Raw genomic sequence first — 16,592 nt, 5'->3', positions numbered from 1 at the left:
TTGCTTTGTAGCCAAGACACCCTTTTTTATTGCTACCCCAATGAACCACCTGGCCACCGCTGACTATATCGTTTTTTTCATTTATTTATTTGTAGTCGTTGGCTACGGTTATTGGGTTTATCAACGACGGCGATCCGCTACCACCAGCACGACCGACTTTTTTCTCGCCGAAGGCGCCTTAACCTGGTGGGCAATTGGCGCATCACTGATTGCCTCCAATATTTCAGCCGAACATTTCATCGGAATGGCTGGCTCTGGTTTCGCGATGGGACTCGCCATTTCATCGTACGAATGGTTCGCAGCGGCAACACTTGTTATTGTCGCGATCTATTTTATACCAATCTATCTTAGGAATCATATCTACACCATGCCTCAGTTTCTGGCGCAACGGTATAGTGATACGGTAAGTACTATTCTGGCCGTGTTCTGGCTGGTTGTTTACGTACTGGTCAATCTAACATCTATCCTCTACCTTGGGGCCATCGCTATCGAATCCTTAACGGGCGTTTCCTTTATGGCGTGCACGTTTGGGCTGGCTATTTTCGCCATTTTCATTACGTTAGGTGGCATGAAAGTAATTGGCTATACGGATGTGATTCAGGTGATCGTCCTGGTTTTTGGCGGATTAGTTGTTACGTATCTGGCCTTACAACTGGTTGCGGAGCAGACAGGAACAGGCAGTGTATGGAATGGCTTATTAACGCTACGTCAGCAGGCCGACAGTCATTTTCATATGTTTTTGCCCAAAGGGCATCCGCATTACGACGCCCTACCTGGAATGGCACTAGTAACAGGTGGTATGTGGATCAATAATTTTTCGTACTGGGGCTGCAATCAGTACATCATCCAACGAGCATTAGGCGCCGATCTGAAAACAGCACGTAGCGGTATTCTCTTTGCTGCTTTTTTGAAATTAATGATTCCCCTAATTGTGGTAGTTCCAGGTATTGCTGCGTATGTTCTCTATCAGAATGGGCCTTTCCGCGAGGCCATGACGGATGCATCGGGCGTAGTGAAGCCAGATCACGCATATCCGGTCCTGATGAATTTATTACCGGTCGGCATGAAAGGGCTGGCTTTTGCAGCTTTAACGGCAGCTGTAGTGGCTTCGCTAGCCGGAAAGTGCAACTCAATCTCGACGATTTTTACGCTTGATCTCTACAAGAAATACGTTGATAAAAATGCATCAGAACAAAAGCTGGTCAATGTTGGCCGATGGGCTGTAGTCGTGGCTTTTGCTATCGCCATTACCATTGCGCCGTTACTACGCTCCCTCGATCAGGTGTATCAATACATTCAGGAATACACCAACTTTATCACACCGGGCGTTTTCGCCATCTTTTTGTTGGGATTCTTCTGGAAACGGGCCACCAACCGGGCTGCCCTGACCGTAGCAATTCTAACAATTCCCCTGTCCACACTACTAAAATTCTGGCCGGAAATCACGAACGTAGTTGGTATTGAGTCAGACCCGATTCCTTTTCTTCATCGCACCACCCTCGTCTTTTGCATCGATATGGCCCTGATGGTTATTGTCTCTTTAACGGACAGCGTCCCAACCAAAGTTAAAGGGGTAATTATGGATCGACAGATGTTTCGGGTAGCCCCCTCATTCGTTATTGGCTCAGTGGGAATTTTCAGTATTTTGGCAATACTATATGCCGTATTCTGGTAAACTCCAATGACTAAGTTCCTTGTCGCCAGCCTGCTTCTTATGTCCATCTCAGCCAGTGCGCAGTTAGCGACCCGGCTCGATTCGCTTATGCAATCGACCGCAAAGGCCAATCAGCCAGGCTCGGCTCTAATCGTGATGATTGATGGGAAAGAAATATACAGTAAGGGCTACGGCTTGGCGAATGTTAACCTGAAATCAGCCATTACGTCTGAAACTAATTTCCGAATGGCTTCCGTTTCGAAGCAGTTTACGGCTATGGGCATATTGCTCCTGGAAAAAGGCGGAAAGCTATCTCTGGACGACCCACTCCTTCGCTTCTTCCCTGAGTTTACGGGTACTGTTGGGCGAAACGTTCTGGTCAGACATATGCTTACGCATTCGTCGGGATTATTGGACTATGAGTCCGCTATGGATCCAAACCAGCAGAAACAAGTATTGGATGCCGACGTACTGACGCTACTAAAAAACCGCGACTCACTGTATTTCGAACCCGGTAGCCAGTTTCGATATAGCAATTCCGCTTATTGCTTATTAGCCTTGATTATTGAACGAGTATCAGGAAAACCCTACGCTACGTTTGTTAAGGAGCGGATTTTTCGGCCATTAAACATGACGCGATCCATCGTCTACGAAGCTAGTCAATCCATCCCGAACCGGGCAATGGGTTATAGACTGGACAAAAATGATACGTTCACGTTCTCAGACCAGAGCGTAACGAGTGCCACAAAAGGAGATGGTGGCGTTTACACGTCTCTGGACGATTACAGGAAATGGATCGAAGCCTTAGCAAACAATACATTACCAGACCTAACTACTACGTTGATTCGTACAGGCAAACCCATTTCGTCAGCACCAGACAGTTATTACGGAGCGGGTTGGTTTTACAGACAGCCATCTGATCCAATTTTGTTTCATTCTGGTAGTACCTGCGGTTTTAATAACTACGTAGTGTTTATACCCAAAAAGCGATTTCTGATGGCTTATTTTGCTAACAGAGCCACTAATAAAGCCAATGCTGAAGCGATAACCCATCTTTTATCGGAGGCAGGCTACCCAAACGTAGCAGCCATACTCAGGCTGGATGAACTTACTCAGTAGAATCCTTGCCAACACTCAGCCTATTCTATTGGTTATCAGCAATAAATTTTAGAGATTTACTGTAAATTCTTTCACTTAGACATGATAAGCGAAAACGCACCCCTTTCTAGCCTTGATGTGTGGGAAGACGATCTATTAAGTCGCTACCCAGAGCCTGAGCATAAATCAAAAGAAGAATACCGCAACTACGATTCTCCAGAGCGTGACACGGTTCGGGAATTCTATCGGCTTAATCACACGTACCAGACCTACGATTTCGTGTTGGAGAAGGAGCGTGAGTTTTTAAAATTCGACAAGAAAGAACTACCCGTTTGGGGAATTGCAGAATTTTTAAACACGCTGGTTGATGACTCTGATCCCGATACTGATCTCGATCAGCTTCAGCACCTACTACAAACCTCCGAAGCGATCCGAGCCGATGGCCATCCCGATTGGTTTGTACTAACCGGCTTTTTGCACGATATGGGCAAAGTGCTGTGTCTCTTCGGCGAACCACAATGGGCTGTGGTTGGCGATACGTTCCCGGTTGGATGCGCCCATTCCGATAAAATTGTTTATCCTGAATATTTTGCGAATAACCCGGACAGCCGCGACGAACGCTACAACACAAAGTACGGCGTTTATGAGCCTAACTGTGGCCTACGTAACGTACATATGTCCTGGGGCCACGACGAGTATCTGTATCAGATCATGAAGGATTATATGCCTGAGCCTGCTCTATACATGATGCGCTATCACTCGTTCTATTCGCAACACCGTGAAGAAGCCTATACGCATTTAATGGACGAGCATGACCACGAAATGTTTAAATGGGTCCGCAAATTCAACCCGTACGATCTGTATTCAAAAAGTCCAAAGCCACCAGTTGTAAGCGAATTAAAGCCTTACTACGAAGAGTTGATTGCAAAGTATCTGCCCAATACGTTGCGATTGTAAATGCATATAAGTAACCTTGCTCAAGAAAACAGTATCCACCGAAGATTTATATCTACATGTATCTTGAAGAACGTATTGAGCAAGTAGAGCGTCAGAACTTGAAAACGGCCCGCGCCGTAGCCGATCTAACCGTTGATGTGCGCGCTATCCGGCAGGATCAAAATGAAGGATTTAAGCAGATTAATGCTCGTTTTGATAAGGTAGAGCATCGACTGGATAAAGTGGAAGCCGACATAACTGAACTCAAGCAGGATGTGGCGGAACTTAAACAGGATGTGGCGGAACTTAAGCAGGATGTAGGTACTATTAAGCAGACACTACAACTGGTTTTGACTTACCTGCACGAGAAATTGCCTTAAAATAAATTGTAGGCTATAATCCTAATAGCTAAAAAGCCGAAGCGCAGAGTACGCAAGAATCTTGTGTACTTTGTGATTCGGCTTTTTAGCTATACCGATGCTTATATCTCTCATTGCTATTTACCTCCTCTCCAACGTAGCGGTTGGTATCTGGGCAGCTCGAAAAGTAACTACATCGCAGGATTTTGTGCTGGCCGGACGAGGCCTCCCATTACTGTTAGCCGCTTCTGTTACGTTCGCGACCTGGTTTGGTTCCGAAACAATCATGGGTGCTCCGGCTATGTTCGTTGAAGGAGGGCTGCTGGCTGTTATTGAAGAGCCTTTTGGCTCATCCTTATGCCTGTTTTTAGTAGGAGCCTTCTTTTCGCGACCTCTCTACCGGCTAAACATCACGACGTTCTGCGATTACTTTCGCATTCGATACGGTCGATCAGCGGAATTGCTATCCGCTCTAATGGTTATTCCTTCGTACTTCAGCTGGATAGCCGCTCAGCTAGTCGCTATTGGCATTGTGCTGAACGTAGTGACTGATATTCCCCGTGAGTACTGCGTTATTGGGAGTGCGGCCATCGTCATGGTCTATACTCTCTTGGGTGGGATGTGGTCTATTTCGGTCACCGATTTCTTCCATAACCTGATTATTATTCTAGCGCTGGTTGTTTTGGCCATTATGCTTTGGCAGGAAGTAGGTGGCTGGACAACGATAGACAAACAAACACCTGACGATTTTTTCCGCTTCCTGCCCAAACCGACCGGCAAGGATTGGCTGGCTTATCTTGCGGCCTGGATTACGATTGGCTTAGGCTCCATCCCCCAGCAGGATGTTTTCCAGCGAGTGATGTCGGCCAAAACTGAAACAATCTCGGTTCGGGCATCCTTCCTGGCGTCAGGCATGTACCTGACCATTGCGATGCTGCCTTTATTCATTGCCTTAAGTGCCAAAATTCTTCATCCCGATTTACCCAAGGATAATCAGTTGATCATACCCAATATGGTGATGCGGCACGGAGGTTTACCGCTACAGGTGTTATTTTTTGGCGCCGTTACGTCGGCCATTCTGAGCGTATCGAGCGGGGCTATTCTGGCACCGTCAACGGTTTTTGGCGAAAATATCGTCAAATTTTTCCGACCCAATATTAGTGATCAGGCACTGCTAAAAACGATTCGCTGGGCAGTTGTTATCATTACTGTTGTCTGCGTGTTGATGAGTACAACGCGGGATGCCAATATTTTTGAATTAGTTGGCGAATCGTCTGCTTTTAGCCTGGTTTCTCTATTTGTGCCGTTAGCGGCCGGTATTTACTGGAAACGGGCCACATTAACCGGGTGCCTCTGGTCGATGGGGATCGGCCTGTTCGTCTGGCTTGCCTGTCTCGGCCTGGACACAGACATTTCGCCCATGCTTTGGGGCTTGTTCGCCAGTCTGATTGGGATGATAGCCGGGAGTTTACTTAGTCGCGTCGACAACGATTAACGATCTAAAAGACGGCGGTGATAGTTGATCTGACCAAGATGATACGTTAAATGCGTAGTGAGGTGAACAAGCAAATATCCCGTTGGCGTTTTTTCATCAAAGACCAAAACCGGGTATTCTTTATCCAAATCGTCCTCGTTTAGCCGATTCAGCGCATCCTCAACAATCCGACTCGTCTGTTCGACTTTATCGATAAGCTCAGCTTTTGGAATATCCTTAAGCGAAAATTCAAGCTCCCGGTCACGTACGTACCCCGTTTTACCTATTTCTGCACCAATGTACGTATTTAAATTCCCTACCAAATGCAGACACAAATTTCCAGCCGAGTTGGCGATGTTACGTTCTACCTGCCAAATCACCTGCTCGTTCTGGTAAGAACTAATTTCATGTTTTAATCGGCTTAAATCCCGATTAAACAGTTTTTTTAACGTTTCTATAAGCATACTAACCGAAATATTGCTGTTCAATACGTCCAACGTAGCCTAGATACGTAGCAGAACGAAACCAGGGCTCAAGTTTAGAACCAATGTTAGGATATAGATTCAGTTGATCTAGTTCGATAACAGGTTTCCAAACCAACTCAAGAGCCGTTGTTTCAGCGGGATTCAAAACGGGTTCCCCCTGAAGATTACGAGCGGCAAAAACCACATGCAGTACATCGTCGTTACGTTGAGTTAACAGCATTTCTCCGGCCAGAATCATCTCACCAACTTCTACCGACACCCCTAATTCTTCCCTGATTTCACGAATAACAGTTTCGGGCAAGATTTCACCGCGATCAGGATTACCCCCAGGCAGGGCATAGACATCCTGACCGCCATAATTGTAACGCATCAATAATACTTCCGTTTGATTGGCGCTTAGACGCCAGATGAGTGCAGATGGACGAACTTTCATATCGGCAACTTAAAAAAAGCGGTTGTCTTTCCCAATTCAGACTGGGAAAAGACAACCGCTAAGCCGTTTTGGCCAGGTAACCAACGTAGTTAATTTACTCCAGATCGCGGGAGGTTTCGAACAGAAACCAGGTCCGTTGCTCGGTTTCGTCAATAAAATTTTCGAGCAGACTGGCCGTTGCTACGTCTTCCGCATCATCGGCAATCTGATGGGCTTCTCTCATACTCTTTGCCATTTTCTTGTTTTCGGCAACCAGATCCAGCAGCATGTCTTTCGGCGACACAAAATCTTCGTCGTTATCGTTAACCCGCTGCAGTTGAGCAATATGGGCCACTGAACGAATAGTATTACCACCTATCTTACGAACTCGCTCGGCTAATGGGTCAATTGTGGCGAAAATCTGACCCGCCTGTTCATCAAGCAGCAAATGGTAGTCGCGGAAGTGCCGACCCGATACGTGCCAATGGTAGTTTTTGGTTTTGATATATAAGGCAAAAGCATCAGCTACAAGTCGATTTACGGCTTCTACAACTTTTCCCCGGCCTTTTTCCTCTAAATCAGAGGGGGTATCCAGAACGTCAACCTGATTAATCGCTTTCATGAGTATTCTATTTAATATCAGCTATTCGACATATATAGAACCCCTGTTCAGCATCTATTGTTCGTTAAGAATCGCTTAAAAACGGGCCAAAACTTTCTCCGAAACCGTCTTCCCAATTGATAGCGACGACGTAGCGGCAGGCGATGGCGCATTCACTACGTTAATGGCTTTGTCAGTCTCAAGAATGGCAAAATCATCGAGTAAGCCCCCTGTACGGTCACAGGCCTGGGCACGAACACCAGCCCCACCCGGTTCAAGGTCGGACTCATGAATTTCCGGAATTAACCCCTGCAATGCCTTGGTGAATGCCGATTTCGAAAACGATCGATACATTTCTCCTAAGCCTGTTTCCCAATATTTAGCCGCAACTTTCTGAAAACCGGGCCAGGTTAACGTCTCGAACAGTTCTTTCAGATTAATATCCGATTTAGCATAGCCCTCACGCTGGAAAGCCAGCACCGCATTGGGGCCAGCCTCCACTCCGCCATGAACCATGCGCGTAAAATGCACGCCCAGGAATGGGAAATTCGGGTCAGGCACTGGATAGATGAGGTTTTTTACCAGATACTCTTTTTCGGGCCGAAGTTTAAAATATTCTCCTCTGAACGGCACGATCCGTACGTTGACCGGTTGGGTTAATTGGGCAATCTTATCCGAATAGAGCCCGGCACAGTTGACAACGAGTTTAGTTTCGTACCGGCTTTTATTCGTTACCACAATGCTCAGACTTGTTCCGGGCGTTACCTGCTCAACACGCTCAGCCAAACGAATTTCACCCCCTAATGCCTGAAATTTCTCTGCGTATTTCTCAGACACCTGCTTATAGTCGATAATACCCGTTTGCGGAACAAACATGCCCTGCACGCCATTGACGTGGGGTTCGATTTCCCGCATTTCGGCCACCGACAGTTTCTTCAGGCCAGTTAAGCCGTTGAGTTGACCACGATCGTAAAGGATATTTAACTGAGGAACTTCTTCCTGTTTGGTCGCAACGACTATTTTACCACACAAATCATAGGGAATACCCTCTGCATTGCAGAAATCAATCAGCATTTGGTAGCCTCGTATGCAATTGGTTGCTTTCAGGCTGCCTGGCTTATAATAAAGGCCCGAGTGAATAACTCCGCTATTATGTCCCGTCTGATGGCGAGCAACGGCTGGTTCCTTTTCAATCAAAATGACCTTCAGTGCTGGTCGTTGCTGTTTAAGCTGTAAGGCCGTGGCTAAACCAACAATACCTCCTCCGATAATTACTACGTCTGTCATGCCCCAATGGCTAAATTCGAGCCATAAAGGTACGGCATTCAAGCCTAACTAATCGGCTGCGACCGCAATTGTCCTTCAATCCAATCTAATCCTCGCCCGTAAAGGGCATAGGCAAACCGAACCCGGTTTGCAAAATCAGTATCGTTGCAGCTGCCTTCTGTCATAAACTGACGTATCAACTGGGCATTTGCAGTAGCTTGCGGATGCTCGTACTGGGCATCAGACTCCGTTCGGAATGCCGAAAAAGCGGGTGCATCGCCCTCAAAATGTTGGTAGAACATGTGCCCTCGTGGGGTGCGAACAGCACATAGAATACCAGTAGCCCGGCTTGTCGATGGCGCTAAACTTCCTTCGAGGCCACGTTTCAGAATAATAGCCGCATCGAACCCAGCCATCATAGCCAGCTCAGCCATTTTCATCTGATACGTAATATGAAAAACGGAGGTAACTAAAATCTGGGCATGGCATGGATTCAGTACTTTTTCGAGGGTAGCCAGAAAAGGTCGTTTAATGAGTGTATGCCGCCGGTCGACCCAACGGTTAAGCGCAGGCGACAACGCTTTCTGATCAAGAACCCAACCGTATTTTTCTAGTGGCGTATCGAGTTCATGATTGCTCTGGAGAAACTGGCAGCCCAAATGCATATACAGATCAAGGGCGTTGAGCGTAAATTTAGGACCTCCCGAACGCCCAACCATCGATAAAGCGCCATAACCGCGCTTTTGGAAATACTGAGCCAGCAAAGGCGTTAGTAAATAGCTGTTGTCGACGCCGTCAAACGGTTCCGCTAGCTGCACCAGCGGCCGATCGGCACAGCTCATTGGGCCAAAACCGGGCGTAAACGTCCGTTCTGCCGCCCGCATAAGCCCTAGATATTCCTCGTTTGTTTCGTGCCGAACGCGCATAATACTGGCGGCCAGCCCCCGGAACGTTTCACAAATACCGTTTCCGAATAAATAATCCCCTAGTTGTTCAGCCTCTGTCACCTGCAGATTGCCACCCCGAACTAATTTAGTTGCAATGGGTAATAAGCCCTGTGGTAGATCAGGACAAATTTTGTTCACCAGAAACGTAGGATGTGAAAAGGCTCCTTTCCCAATCACTTCTTCTAACGTCCGCTCCTCCGGTGTTGGCCCCTTTGCCAATAAGGCCCCTAAAAAAGCGCCTAATTGAAGCGGATGAGTCGCTGGGTCAGTCAACGCGGTCCGGCATTCGACAAGCATTTCGGGAGTCAACGGCTTACTGCCATATTTACCGATACCAATATGTTTGATACCTCGCCCAAGAGGAGTATCTGCAGGCGTATCTAACGACAAATCAATAACGGACATATCAGACATAGGAGTAGGTGATGGCATAAAAGTGATGAGACAACAACGAACTACTTATGGTTGCGCAAAACTCTATCCTGCTTTACCAACAGAAACAATACGCATTAATAAAGGTTAATTTTTACGTTCATTAATACGTACTCTGTTAACTCTGATACGTATCAACCAACAAGTACATGGCCAACAATTCTGCTAATTGTAACGCTAAAAATCAAACAAAGAAAACCATATACAATCCGGCAATTTTACACAACCAACGAGCATATTTCAAAATATTTAGTACATATTTTTATAATAATTAAAATTTAATTCCACATTAATATAGTTAATCAAAATATAACAAAACACACAATTTACTTGCTACAGCTTAAGAAGATAGCAACCAAAATTGATAGCGTAGCATCAATTTCCTGCTTTACGGCGTTTATGTATAATGTCACGGCAACAGTGGACAAACAATAACGTAACGATCTGGAATCTATCTTACTAATTTTACGTAGCTACGTTTGGCACACACTAAACCAGCTTTTTACATGTTAAACTCTTTTTCAGTATAGATGGCAGAACGCATCACCTACGGCAAGACGTGGTGGGGACAGCAATGGCTCAATGCCCTAACGAGCATAGACATGGCCAATCGGCTCCCGCGCGGTAAGACCTATGCCAATAAAGGAGCAGTGCTGGGGTTACTTATTTCTAACAATCAGATTAGTGCATCAGTCAGAGGAACAGCTCCAAGACCGTATAAAATAAAACTGTCGGTACCCTTATTTTCAGAACAGGAAAAAGAATGGCTTCTGACCGAAATCCGGGATAATCCTGCTACGTTAGCCCAGCTTCTTAACCGGCAACTCCCACCGGAACTGGTTGATTTTGCCAAACGCCGACGTATTACTTTGTTCCCAGACTCATTTCACGATCTGGCGATGGGCTGCTCCTGTCCCGATGTTGCCGTTCCCTGCAAACATTTGGCTGCCGTAGTGTATGTGATCACTAACGAAATTGACCGAAATCCGTTTCTAGTCTTTCAATTGAAAGGTCTTGATATTCTGGAAGGGCTTCAGAAAGATCAGCCCGAAACTGTGGGCGGAAATATGGGAAACGTGTATTCGTTTAAAGCCATTTGCACCGATGAACTTCCCGAAGACGAAGATTGGAAAGCCGATGAAAAAGCTCGGACTCGTCTGGATTTTTCGCAGATTCCGCCATTGGCCGATCAGCTATTAGGGTTACTCTCGCCCGATGTTACGTTTGCCAAAGGTGATTTTCACAAATCGCTCACCAAGGCATATAAGCTTTTCAGCAAACCGCCTATTGACGAGCTCAGCCCGAACGAAGGACCAACTCCCGAATTTAGCGACAGCATTGAGTTGCAACTCGATGAGGTAATGTCAGTTAAGAAAATCAGCGTATTCAGCGAACATGGCGATCAGCGCACGCTGCCCGGTTTTAAGATGAGCGACTTAAGCAACTGGCTCCGTTCGCTAACCGAAGACAACTGGCCCGAAATGAGCGATTCGGTACGTGCCTTATACTTAACTCAGCAATTTTCGATGGCGTTGCTACGTCGGGGAGCCGTTGTCCCTCAGCTATTGCGGGTTGGCACATCCGACGAACATTACCGCGTGCGTTGGCTACCAGCCACTCTCAATGAAGCGGTGCAGCAGCAAACCAGCTTACTGGCCACGCAGATTCCCCCTTCGTTGCTTACCGTACGCTGGCAAAAAGAGTGGCTGGCCTTACCCGGTGAGGAACTGGTTTTAACGCTCTGCTCGCTATTCATGCGTCGGGTTATCAAACCAACCACTATTGAACTTTGGGAACGGTGGCCGCTCGAAGACGCCGATCGTCTGTTTTTTGGCCTGGAAACATTACGTTTCGAGGGTTTCGGCCGAAAGGAAATGCCACTGGCTATCCAGCTTTGGGTTAATGATTTCTTTCTGACTCACAAACGGTTTGTGCCGATTATAGCCGTTGAAGAAAATGACCATGGGAACGGTTACTTCAGCGATGAGCTTCGACTTCGTTTGCTGGTTCGCGATCGTGAAGCGCCAACCGACAAAGGGGTTGTGGATCAACCTATCCCACTACCCGACCTGCTGACCAAAAAGAAACATGCCGCCATTCGAATGGCCGTTCTGCAGGATTTACTGGTTCTCTCGCGCCATTTTCCCGATTTATCAAAACTGACCAAAATAGGCGGCCCCGAATTTCTCACGTATTCACCCAGTTTGTTCGTTGATGTATTGCTCAATACGTTGCCACGAATGCAACTGCTGGGTATTGCGCTTTGGCTACCGAAATCACTTCAGCACTGGGTACGGCCACAGGCAGGTGGGCGGTTAAAAGCGAAAGTTACGGCCGATAATGCCTTTATGCGTCTGGACGATATGCTCACCTTCGACTGGCAAGTAGCACTTGGCCAGGAGATGATGAGTGTAAAAGAGTTTCAGCAACTGGTAGGACAAACAACCGGCTTGGTCAAAATCAAAGATCAATACGTATTGATTGACCCAGACGAGCTGAAAAAACTCTACAAACAACTCGAAAATCCGCCCGAACTGACGGGGTCGGACCTGCTCAAGGCCGCTTTGTCAGAAGAGTACAAGGGGAGTCGATTAGGGCTATCAGCAGAGGTCCGAAAACTCGTTAAACAATTTACGGAGAGTGCTGCCCAGCCCTTGCCCGACGCACTAAACGCTACGTTACGTCCTTATCAGCAACGAGGCTATGAATGGCTGCTTAAAAATACCGCACTGGGCATGGGTAGTTTGCTGGCCGACGACATGGGCTTGGGCAAAACGCTGCAGGTAATTAGTCTGCTGTTGAAATTTAAGCAGGAAGACCGTTTCAAGAAGCAAAAAGGGCTGATTGTGTTACCCACTACGCTGCTCACAAACTGGCAGAAAGAGATTGCCCGGTTCGCTCCTGAGCTAAAACCACGTATTTATCACGGCTCTAATCGAAAATTACCGACCGAAAAAACCGACGATTACGATGTCTTACTGACTACTTATGGTATTGTGCGCTCAGATCTTGACGCGTTAAAAAAACCTACCTGGTCCGTTGTAATTATCGACGAAGCCCAGAACATCAAAAACTCAGATACCGAGCAAACAAAGGCGGTTAAATCCCTGAAAGCGCCTATCCGAATCGCTCTCAGTGGTACGCCCGTTGAAAACCGTTTATCGGAATTCTGGAGTATCATGGATTTTGTCAACAAAGGCTATTTGGGTGGTTTGAGTAAGTTCAACGAAGAATTTGGCAAGCCTATTCAGCAGGAGCGCGATCACCAGAAACTCGACCTTTTCCGACGTATCACTAGCCCATTTTTACTACGTCGGGTTAAGACCGACCGGAGTATTATCAGTGATCTGCCCGACAAAATTGAGAATAATCAGTTCTGCTCACTCACTACCGAACAGGCGGCTTTGTACGAAAGCGTCGTGAAGGAAAGTTTGCGGGCCATTCAGGAAAAGGATGGAATTGCCCGGCGTGGTCTGGTGCTTAAACTGATGACCGCACTCAAGCAAATTGGCAATCACCCGCATCAGTATTTAAAACGAGGCAACAGTACACCCTCCCTGTCGGGCAAAGCAACGCTGCTGCTCAATCTGCTTGAGAACATTTACGCCAGCCACGAAAAGGTGTTGATTTTCACCCAATACCGCGAAATGGGTGAACTGCTGTCGCAGTTTATCCAGCAGACCTTTGGCACTCAGCCACTTTTCCTGCATGGCGGTACATCGCGGGATGACCGCGATGAGATGGTCGAGCAATTTCAAAAAAACCGCTCCGACCATACCTTTATTCTGTCGCTGAAAGCAGGCGGTACTGGTTTAAACCTAACGCAGGCAAACCACGTCATCCATTATGATTTGTGGTGGAACCCAGCCGTCGAAGCGCAGGCAACGGACCGTGCTTTCCGGATTGGACAAACCAAAAACGTATTGGTATATCGACTCATGAATCAGGGTACGCTCGAAGAAAAAATCGACGCCATGATACGTAACAAAAAAGAGCTGGCCGATCTCAGTGTCAAAACTGGCGAAACCTGGCTCGGCGATATGAGCGACGCTGAATTGAAAGAACTGGTAACGCTGGGATAAATTTTGTTTATAGTTTCTGGTCTATGGTTTTGGTAGCCCAAATTATTCCGCTACCAAAACCATAGACCAGAAACTATAAACAAAAGCCCCAAACGATCATCGTGGTATATCGCCCCGTTTCAGAGCTTTTGCGGCATAATCTGCCGCCCGTGCTGATAGGGCCATGTAGGTTAGCGATGGATTCTGACAAGGCGATGAAGTCATACAGGCACCATCAGTACAGAATACGTTTTTAACCAGGTGATGCTGATTAAACTTATTGAAAACAGAATTTTTAGGGCTGGTTCCCATTCGCGCCGTTCCCATCTCGTGAATACTTAATCCCGGATGCGCCTGGCTATCGAACCCGTCAATATTGGAAAAGCCTGCCTTTTCCAGCATGGCTACGGCCTGTTCCTGCGCATCTTTCCGCATAGCTGTTTCGTTTTCGCGATAATGCACATCCATTTTCAGAACAGGTTGACCCCATTTATCCGTTACGTCTTTGGTTAGATAAACTCGATTATCTTCATACGGCATACATTCCCCGAAAGCGTCCAACGTGATTTTCCAGGCTCCAAACTGGGTAGCTTTTTCTTTAAAATCGGCACCAAATCCGTCTAATGAGCGTGCATGATCCCAATTTTCGCGATTTGTGTACACCTCAAAACCGTAACCCCGCTTAAATGCCTGCGGTTGCTGGCCAGGCAGGTTCCGAAAGCGAGGAATATACAATCCAGCCGGGTGGCGTCCGTAATAAATTTTATCCAGATCGTGTTCGTAATCGGCGGTTGCCCCCACATGAAAATGATGATCCATCAGATTACGGCCTAATTGCCCACTATCATCCATCCCATTCGGAAAGCGGCTGGACGTAGAGTTCATCAGAATATAGGTAGACCCCAGGGCCGAAGCGTTCAGAAAAATGACACTGGCGTGAAATTCAAGCCATTCGTTCGTTTGTTCATCAATAACACGCACGCCTGTAGCACGGCCTTTCTTTTCGTCATAAATAATTGAATTGACAATAGAATGCGGACGAACCGTTAGTCGTTTGGTACGTCGGGCAGCCGGCAACGTAGCCGATTGCGTGCTGAAATAAGCGCCGTATGGGCAGCCTCGCATACACAAATTACGGTACTGACACTTAGCCCGTCCCAGATTCATTTGCTCGGTCGTGGGTGCTGTAAGATGAGCCGCCCGGGCCGAAATCACTTTACGATCAGGGAACGTAGCATTTACCGACTGTCGCAAATGCTGTTCCACACAGTTATCGGGCATAGCGGGCTGAAATAGACCGTCAGGCAGATGGGGCAAACCATCGCGGTTACCGGCTATCCCAGCAAACTTCTCAACATAATCATACCAGGGCGCCAGGTCTTTGTAGCGTATTGGCCAATCGGTTGCGATTCCTTCTTTGGCATTCGCTTCAAAATCCAGATCAGAAAAACGAAATGAATAGCGGCCCCACATCAGCGAGCGCCCTCCGACATGATAGCCCCGTATCCAGTCGAACGGTTTTTCTTCTACGTATGGGTTATCCAGGTCGTCCACAAAATGATGGTGCGTGGCTTCGGTGATCGTAAACCCTGTCCTGTTCTGAACAGGGTATCGTTCCAAAACTTTTGCCGGGACGTTCAAATTATGATGCGGAAAATCCCAGGGATTCATGGTCGCCGTATGATAATCAGTAACGTGTTCAATCATGCGCCCCCGTTCCAGCAGCAGTACGTTGAGCCCTTTTTCGCATAACTCCTTCGCCGACCACCCTCCACTGATACCAGAGCCAACAACAATAGCGTCGAATTTTTTCCCGGACGGAATAGGCGGCTGTAGCGAAGCGGACGAGGTAACCATAGGTTATTGAGTTTTGTTGGATACTGCAAAAGTAGGCAAGCTATTCTATTCGGGTGGTTGGCGATGGAAGAATTCAATGAGCAGCCCTTTGCAGGAAAGCGGCTATTTCCATTCCCCAGGCAATGCCAATATGGATCAGTAAGCCACCCCAAATGCTACGTGTACTTAGAGCCAGCACGCCTAACAAATAACCACCAAAAATGGACGAAATGGCCTCCCCCAGCGGACGGCCAAAATGAATGGCACAGTACCAGACAATCATCGGCAACACGGCTCCCCGGCCCAGAACCCGACTCATACCAATTACCAGAAAGCCCCGAAAAAGCAGTTCGGTTGGAATAAAATCCCAGCCGTAACATAATTCGTAAACCAGTGCCGTAACCCACTCAGGAACACCGAAAAATTCGTTTGCATTCGTGTCACGATACGTTGGATATGACTCCAGAAAGTCCGGCTGAAACGAGGCAAACGTAATCAGAGGTACCATTAAACCTAAAAGGATCAGGTACAAAACCAGTCCTTTACGCTTGGGCACCATACCATAGAACGAACTGGGATATGTATCAACAAACTTGTAAAAGAGGTATAAGGGCAACACGATCGTTAGCAACGACTGAAGATTATGCAAACAGTAGTAAGCAAACACATAAATCTGTCCATCGAAGAGTTGTCGGCTCCAATCGCTGTGGGCATAAAAACCCGAGTAAACAGAGTAGCAGACTAAAGCGCAACCACTACGTAGCCAAAACTCACGGTTTTTCCATACATCGAGTCGTTTATGAAAATAGGTCCAAAGCCAAACGCTGACGTAATACGTTGTTGCATAAAGACCGAAATAAAGGATTGGCCATCGAGGATCCCCCTGATACGTATCGATGTAAGAATCTTCAAGATCAATAGTATAATTGATCGTTAACAGCAGAGTCAGCCAGCTGGCAGTCGATAGATAGAGATCGGAGCGGAAATCAATGCGAAGATGATCGCGCAGGTCATGCCAAAGGCCTTTCACT

13 protein-coding genes are annotated in these 16,592 nt (G+C 47.0%); 6 read left to right on the top strand and 7 right to left on the bottom strand.

What is annotated here, in order from left to right; genetic code table 11:
* The first annotated feature begins 40 nt into the window (after nucleotides 1-40).
* From GK108_RS01735 to GK108_RS01715, 5 genes are all read left to right on the top strand, one after another.
* Entirely contained in the window at nucleotides 41-1,675 is a 1,635-nt protein-coding gene (locus GK108_RS01735; RefSeq protein ID WP_163941827.1) for a sodium/sugar symporter, read from the top strand.
* A gap of 6 nt (nucleotides 1,676-1,681) precedes the next feature.
* Nucleotides 1,682-2,773: a serine hydrolase domain-containing protein gene (locus GK108_RS01730; RefSeq protein WP_163941824.1), complete on the top strand. Its 1,092-nt coding sequence runs from the start codon at nucleotides 1,682-1,684 to the stop codon at nucleotides 2,771-2,773.
* A gap of 81 nt (nucleotides 2,774-2,854) precedes the next feature.
* Entirely contained in the window at nucleotides 2,855-3,709 is an 855-nt protein-coding gene (locus GK108_RS01725; protein WP_163941822.1) for an inositol oxygenase family protein, read from the top strand.
* A 56-nt stretch (nucleotides 3,710-3,765) separates the two neighbouring features.
* Nucleotides 3,766-4,068, top strand: coding sequence for a hypothetical protein (locus tag GK108_RS01720; RefSeq protein ID WP_163941820.1), 303 nt, complete (start codon nucleotides 3,766-3,768; stop codon nucleotides 4,066-4,068).
* 97 nt (nucleotides 4,069-4,165) lie between these two features.
* Nucleotides 4,166-5,542, top strand: a complete 1,377-nt coding sequence (locus GK108_RS01715; protein WP_163941818.1) for a sodium:solute symporter family protein — start codon at nucleotides 4,166-4,168, stop codon at nucleotides 5,540-5,542.
* On the opposite strand, the gene GK108_RS01710 is transcribed toward GK108_RS01715, so the two are convergent.
* The 5 genes from GK108_RS01710 to GK108_RS01690 all read right to left on the bottom strand — a co-directional run bounded on the left by GK108_RS01710 (nucleotide 5,539) and on the right by GK108_RS01690 (nucleotide 9,637).
* A complete protein-coding gene (locus GK108_RS01710) occupies nucleotides 5,539-5,985 on the bottom strand; it encodes a DinB family protein (RefSeq protein WP_163941814.1) in 447 nt (148 codons plus the stop codon). The two genes, GK108_RS01715 and GK108_RS01710, sit on opposite strands and share 4 nt — an antisense overlap.
* Nucleotide 5,986: 1 nt before the next feature.
* Nucleotides 5,987-6,439, bottom strand: coding sequence for an NUDIX domain-containing protein (locus tag GK108_RS01705; protein ID WP_163941811.1), 453 nt, complete (start codon nucleotides 6,437-6,439; stop codon nucleotides 5,987-5,989).
* 94 nt (nucleotides 6,440-6,533) lie between these two features.
* Nucleotides 6,534-7,040 carry a Dps family protein gene (locus GK108_RS01700; protein WP_163941808.1) on the bottom strand — a complete coding sequence of 169 codons (507 nt, stop codon included), beginning with the start codon at nucleotides 7,038-7,040 and terminating at the stop codon, nucleotides 6,534-6,536.
* A 75-nt stretch (nucleotides 7,041-7,115) separates the two neighbouring features.
* Complete coding sequence (lhgO, locus tag GK108_RS01695; RefSeq protein ID WP_163941805.1) at nucleotides 7,116-8,306, bottom strand: L-2-hydroxyglutarate oxidase; 1,191 nt, start codon at nucleotides 8,304-8,306, stop codon at nucleotides 7,116-7,118.
* A gap of 44 nt (nucleotides 8,307-8,350) precedes the next feature.
* Nucleotides 8,351-9,637 (bottom strand): anthranilate phosphoribosyltransferase, encoded by a 1,287-nt coding sequence (locus GK108_RS01690; RefSeq protein WP_246224666.1) that lies wholly within the window; start codon nucleotides 9,635-9,637, stop codon nucleotides 8,351-8,353.
* A 557-nt stretch (nucleotides 9,638-10,194) separates the two neighbouring features.
* Here GK108_RS01690 and GK108_RS01685 point away from each other — a divergent pair.
* Nucleotides 10,195-13,746, top strand: a complete 3,552-nt coding sequence (locus tag GK108_RS01685) for a DEAD/DEAH box helicase (protein WP_163941802.1) — start codon at nucleotides 10,195-10,197, stop codon at nucleotides 13,744-13,746.
* A 96-nt stretch (nucleotides 13,747-13,842) separates the two neighbouring features.
* On the opposite strand, the gene GK108_RS01680 is transcribed toward GK108_RS01685, so the two are convergent.
* The gene (locus GK108_RS01680; protein WP_163941800.1) at nucleotides 13,843-15,582 is read right to left on the bottom strand and encodes a GMC oxidoreductase; all 1,740 of its coding nucleotides are present in this window, start codon (nucleotides 15,580-15,582) and stop codon (nucleotides 13,843-13,845) included.
* Between the two features lie 73 nt (nucleotides 15,583-15,655).
* Nucleotides 15,656-16,591: a CPBP family intramembrane glutamic endopeptidase gene (locus tag GK108_RS01675; protein ID WP_163941798.1), complete on the bottom strand. Its 936-nt coding sequence runs from the start codon at nucleotides 16,589-16,591 to the stop codon at nucleotides 15,656-15,658.
* Between the last annotated feature and the right edge of the window lies 1 nt (nucleotide 16,592).

The organism is Spirosoma terrae, assembly GCF_010435915.1.
GTDB classification, from domain to species: Bacteria; Bacteroidota; Bacteroidia; order Cytophagales; family Spirosomataceae; genus Spirosoma; species Spirosoma terrae.
Note: the sequence above shows the minus strand (reverse complement) of the source record. Positions and strands in the feature narration are given on the sequence as shown.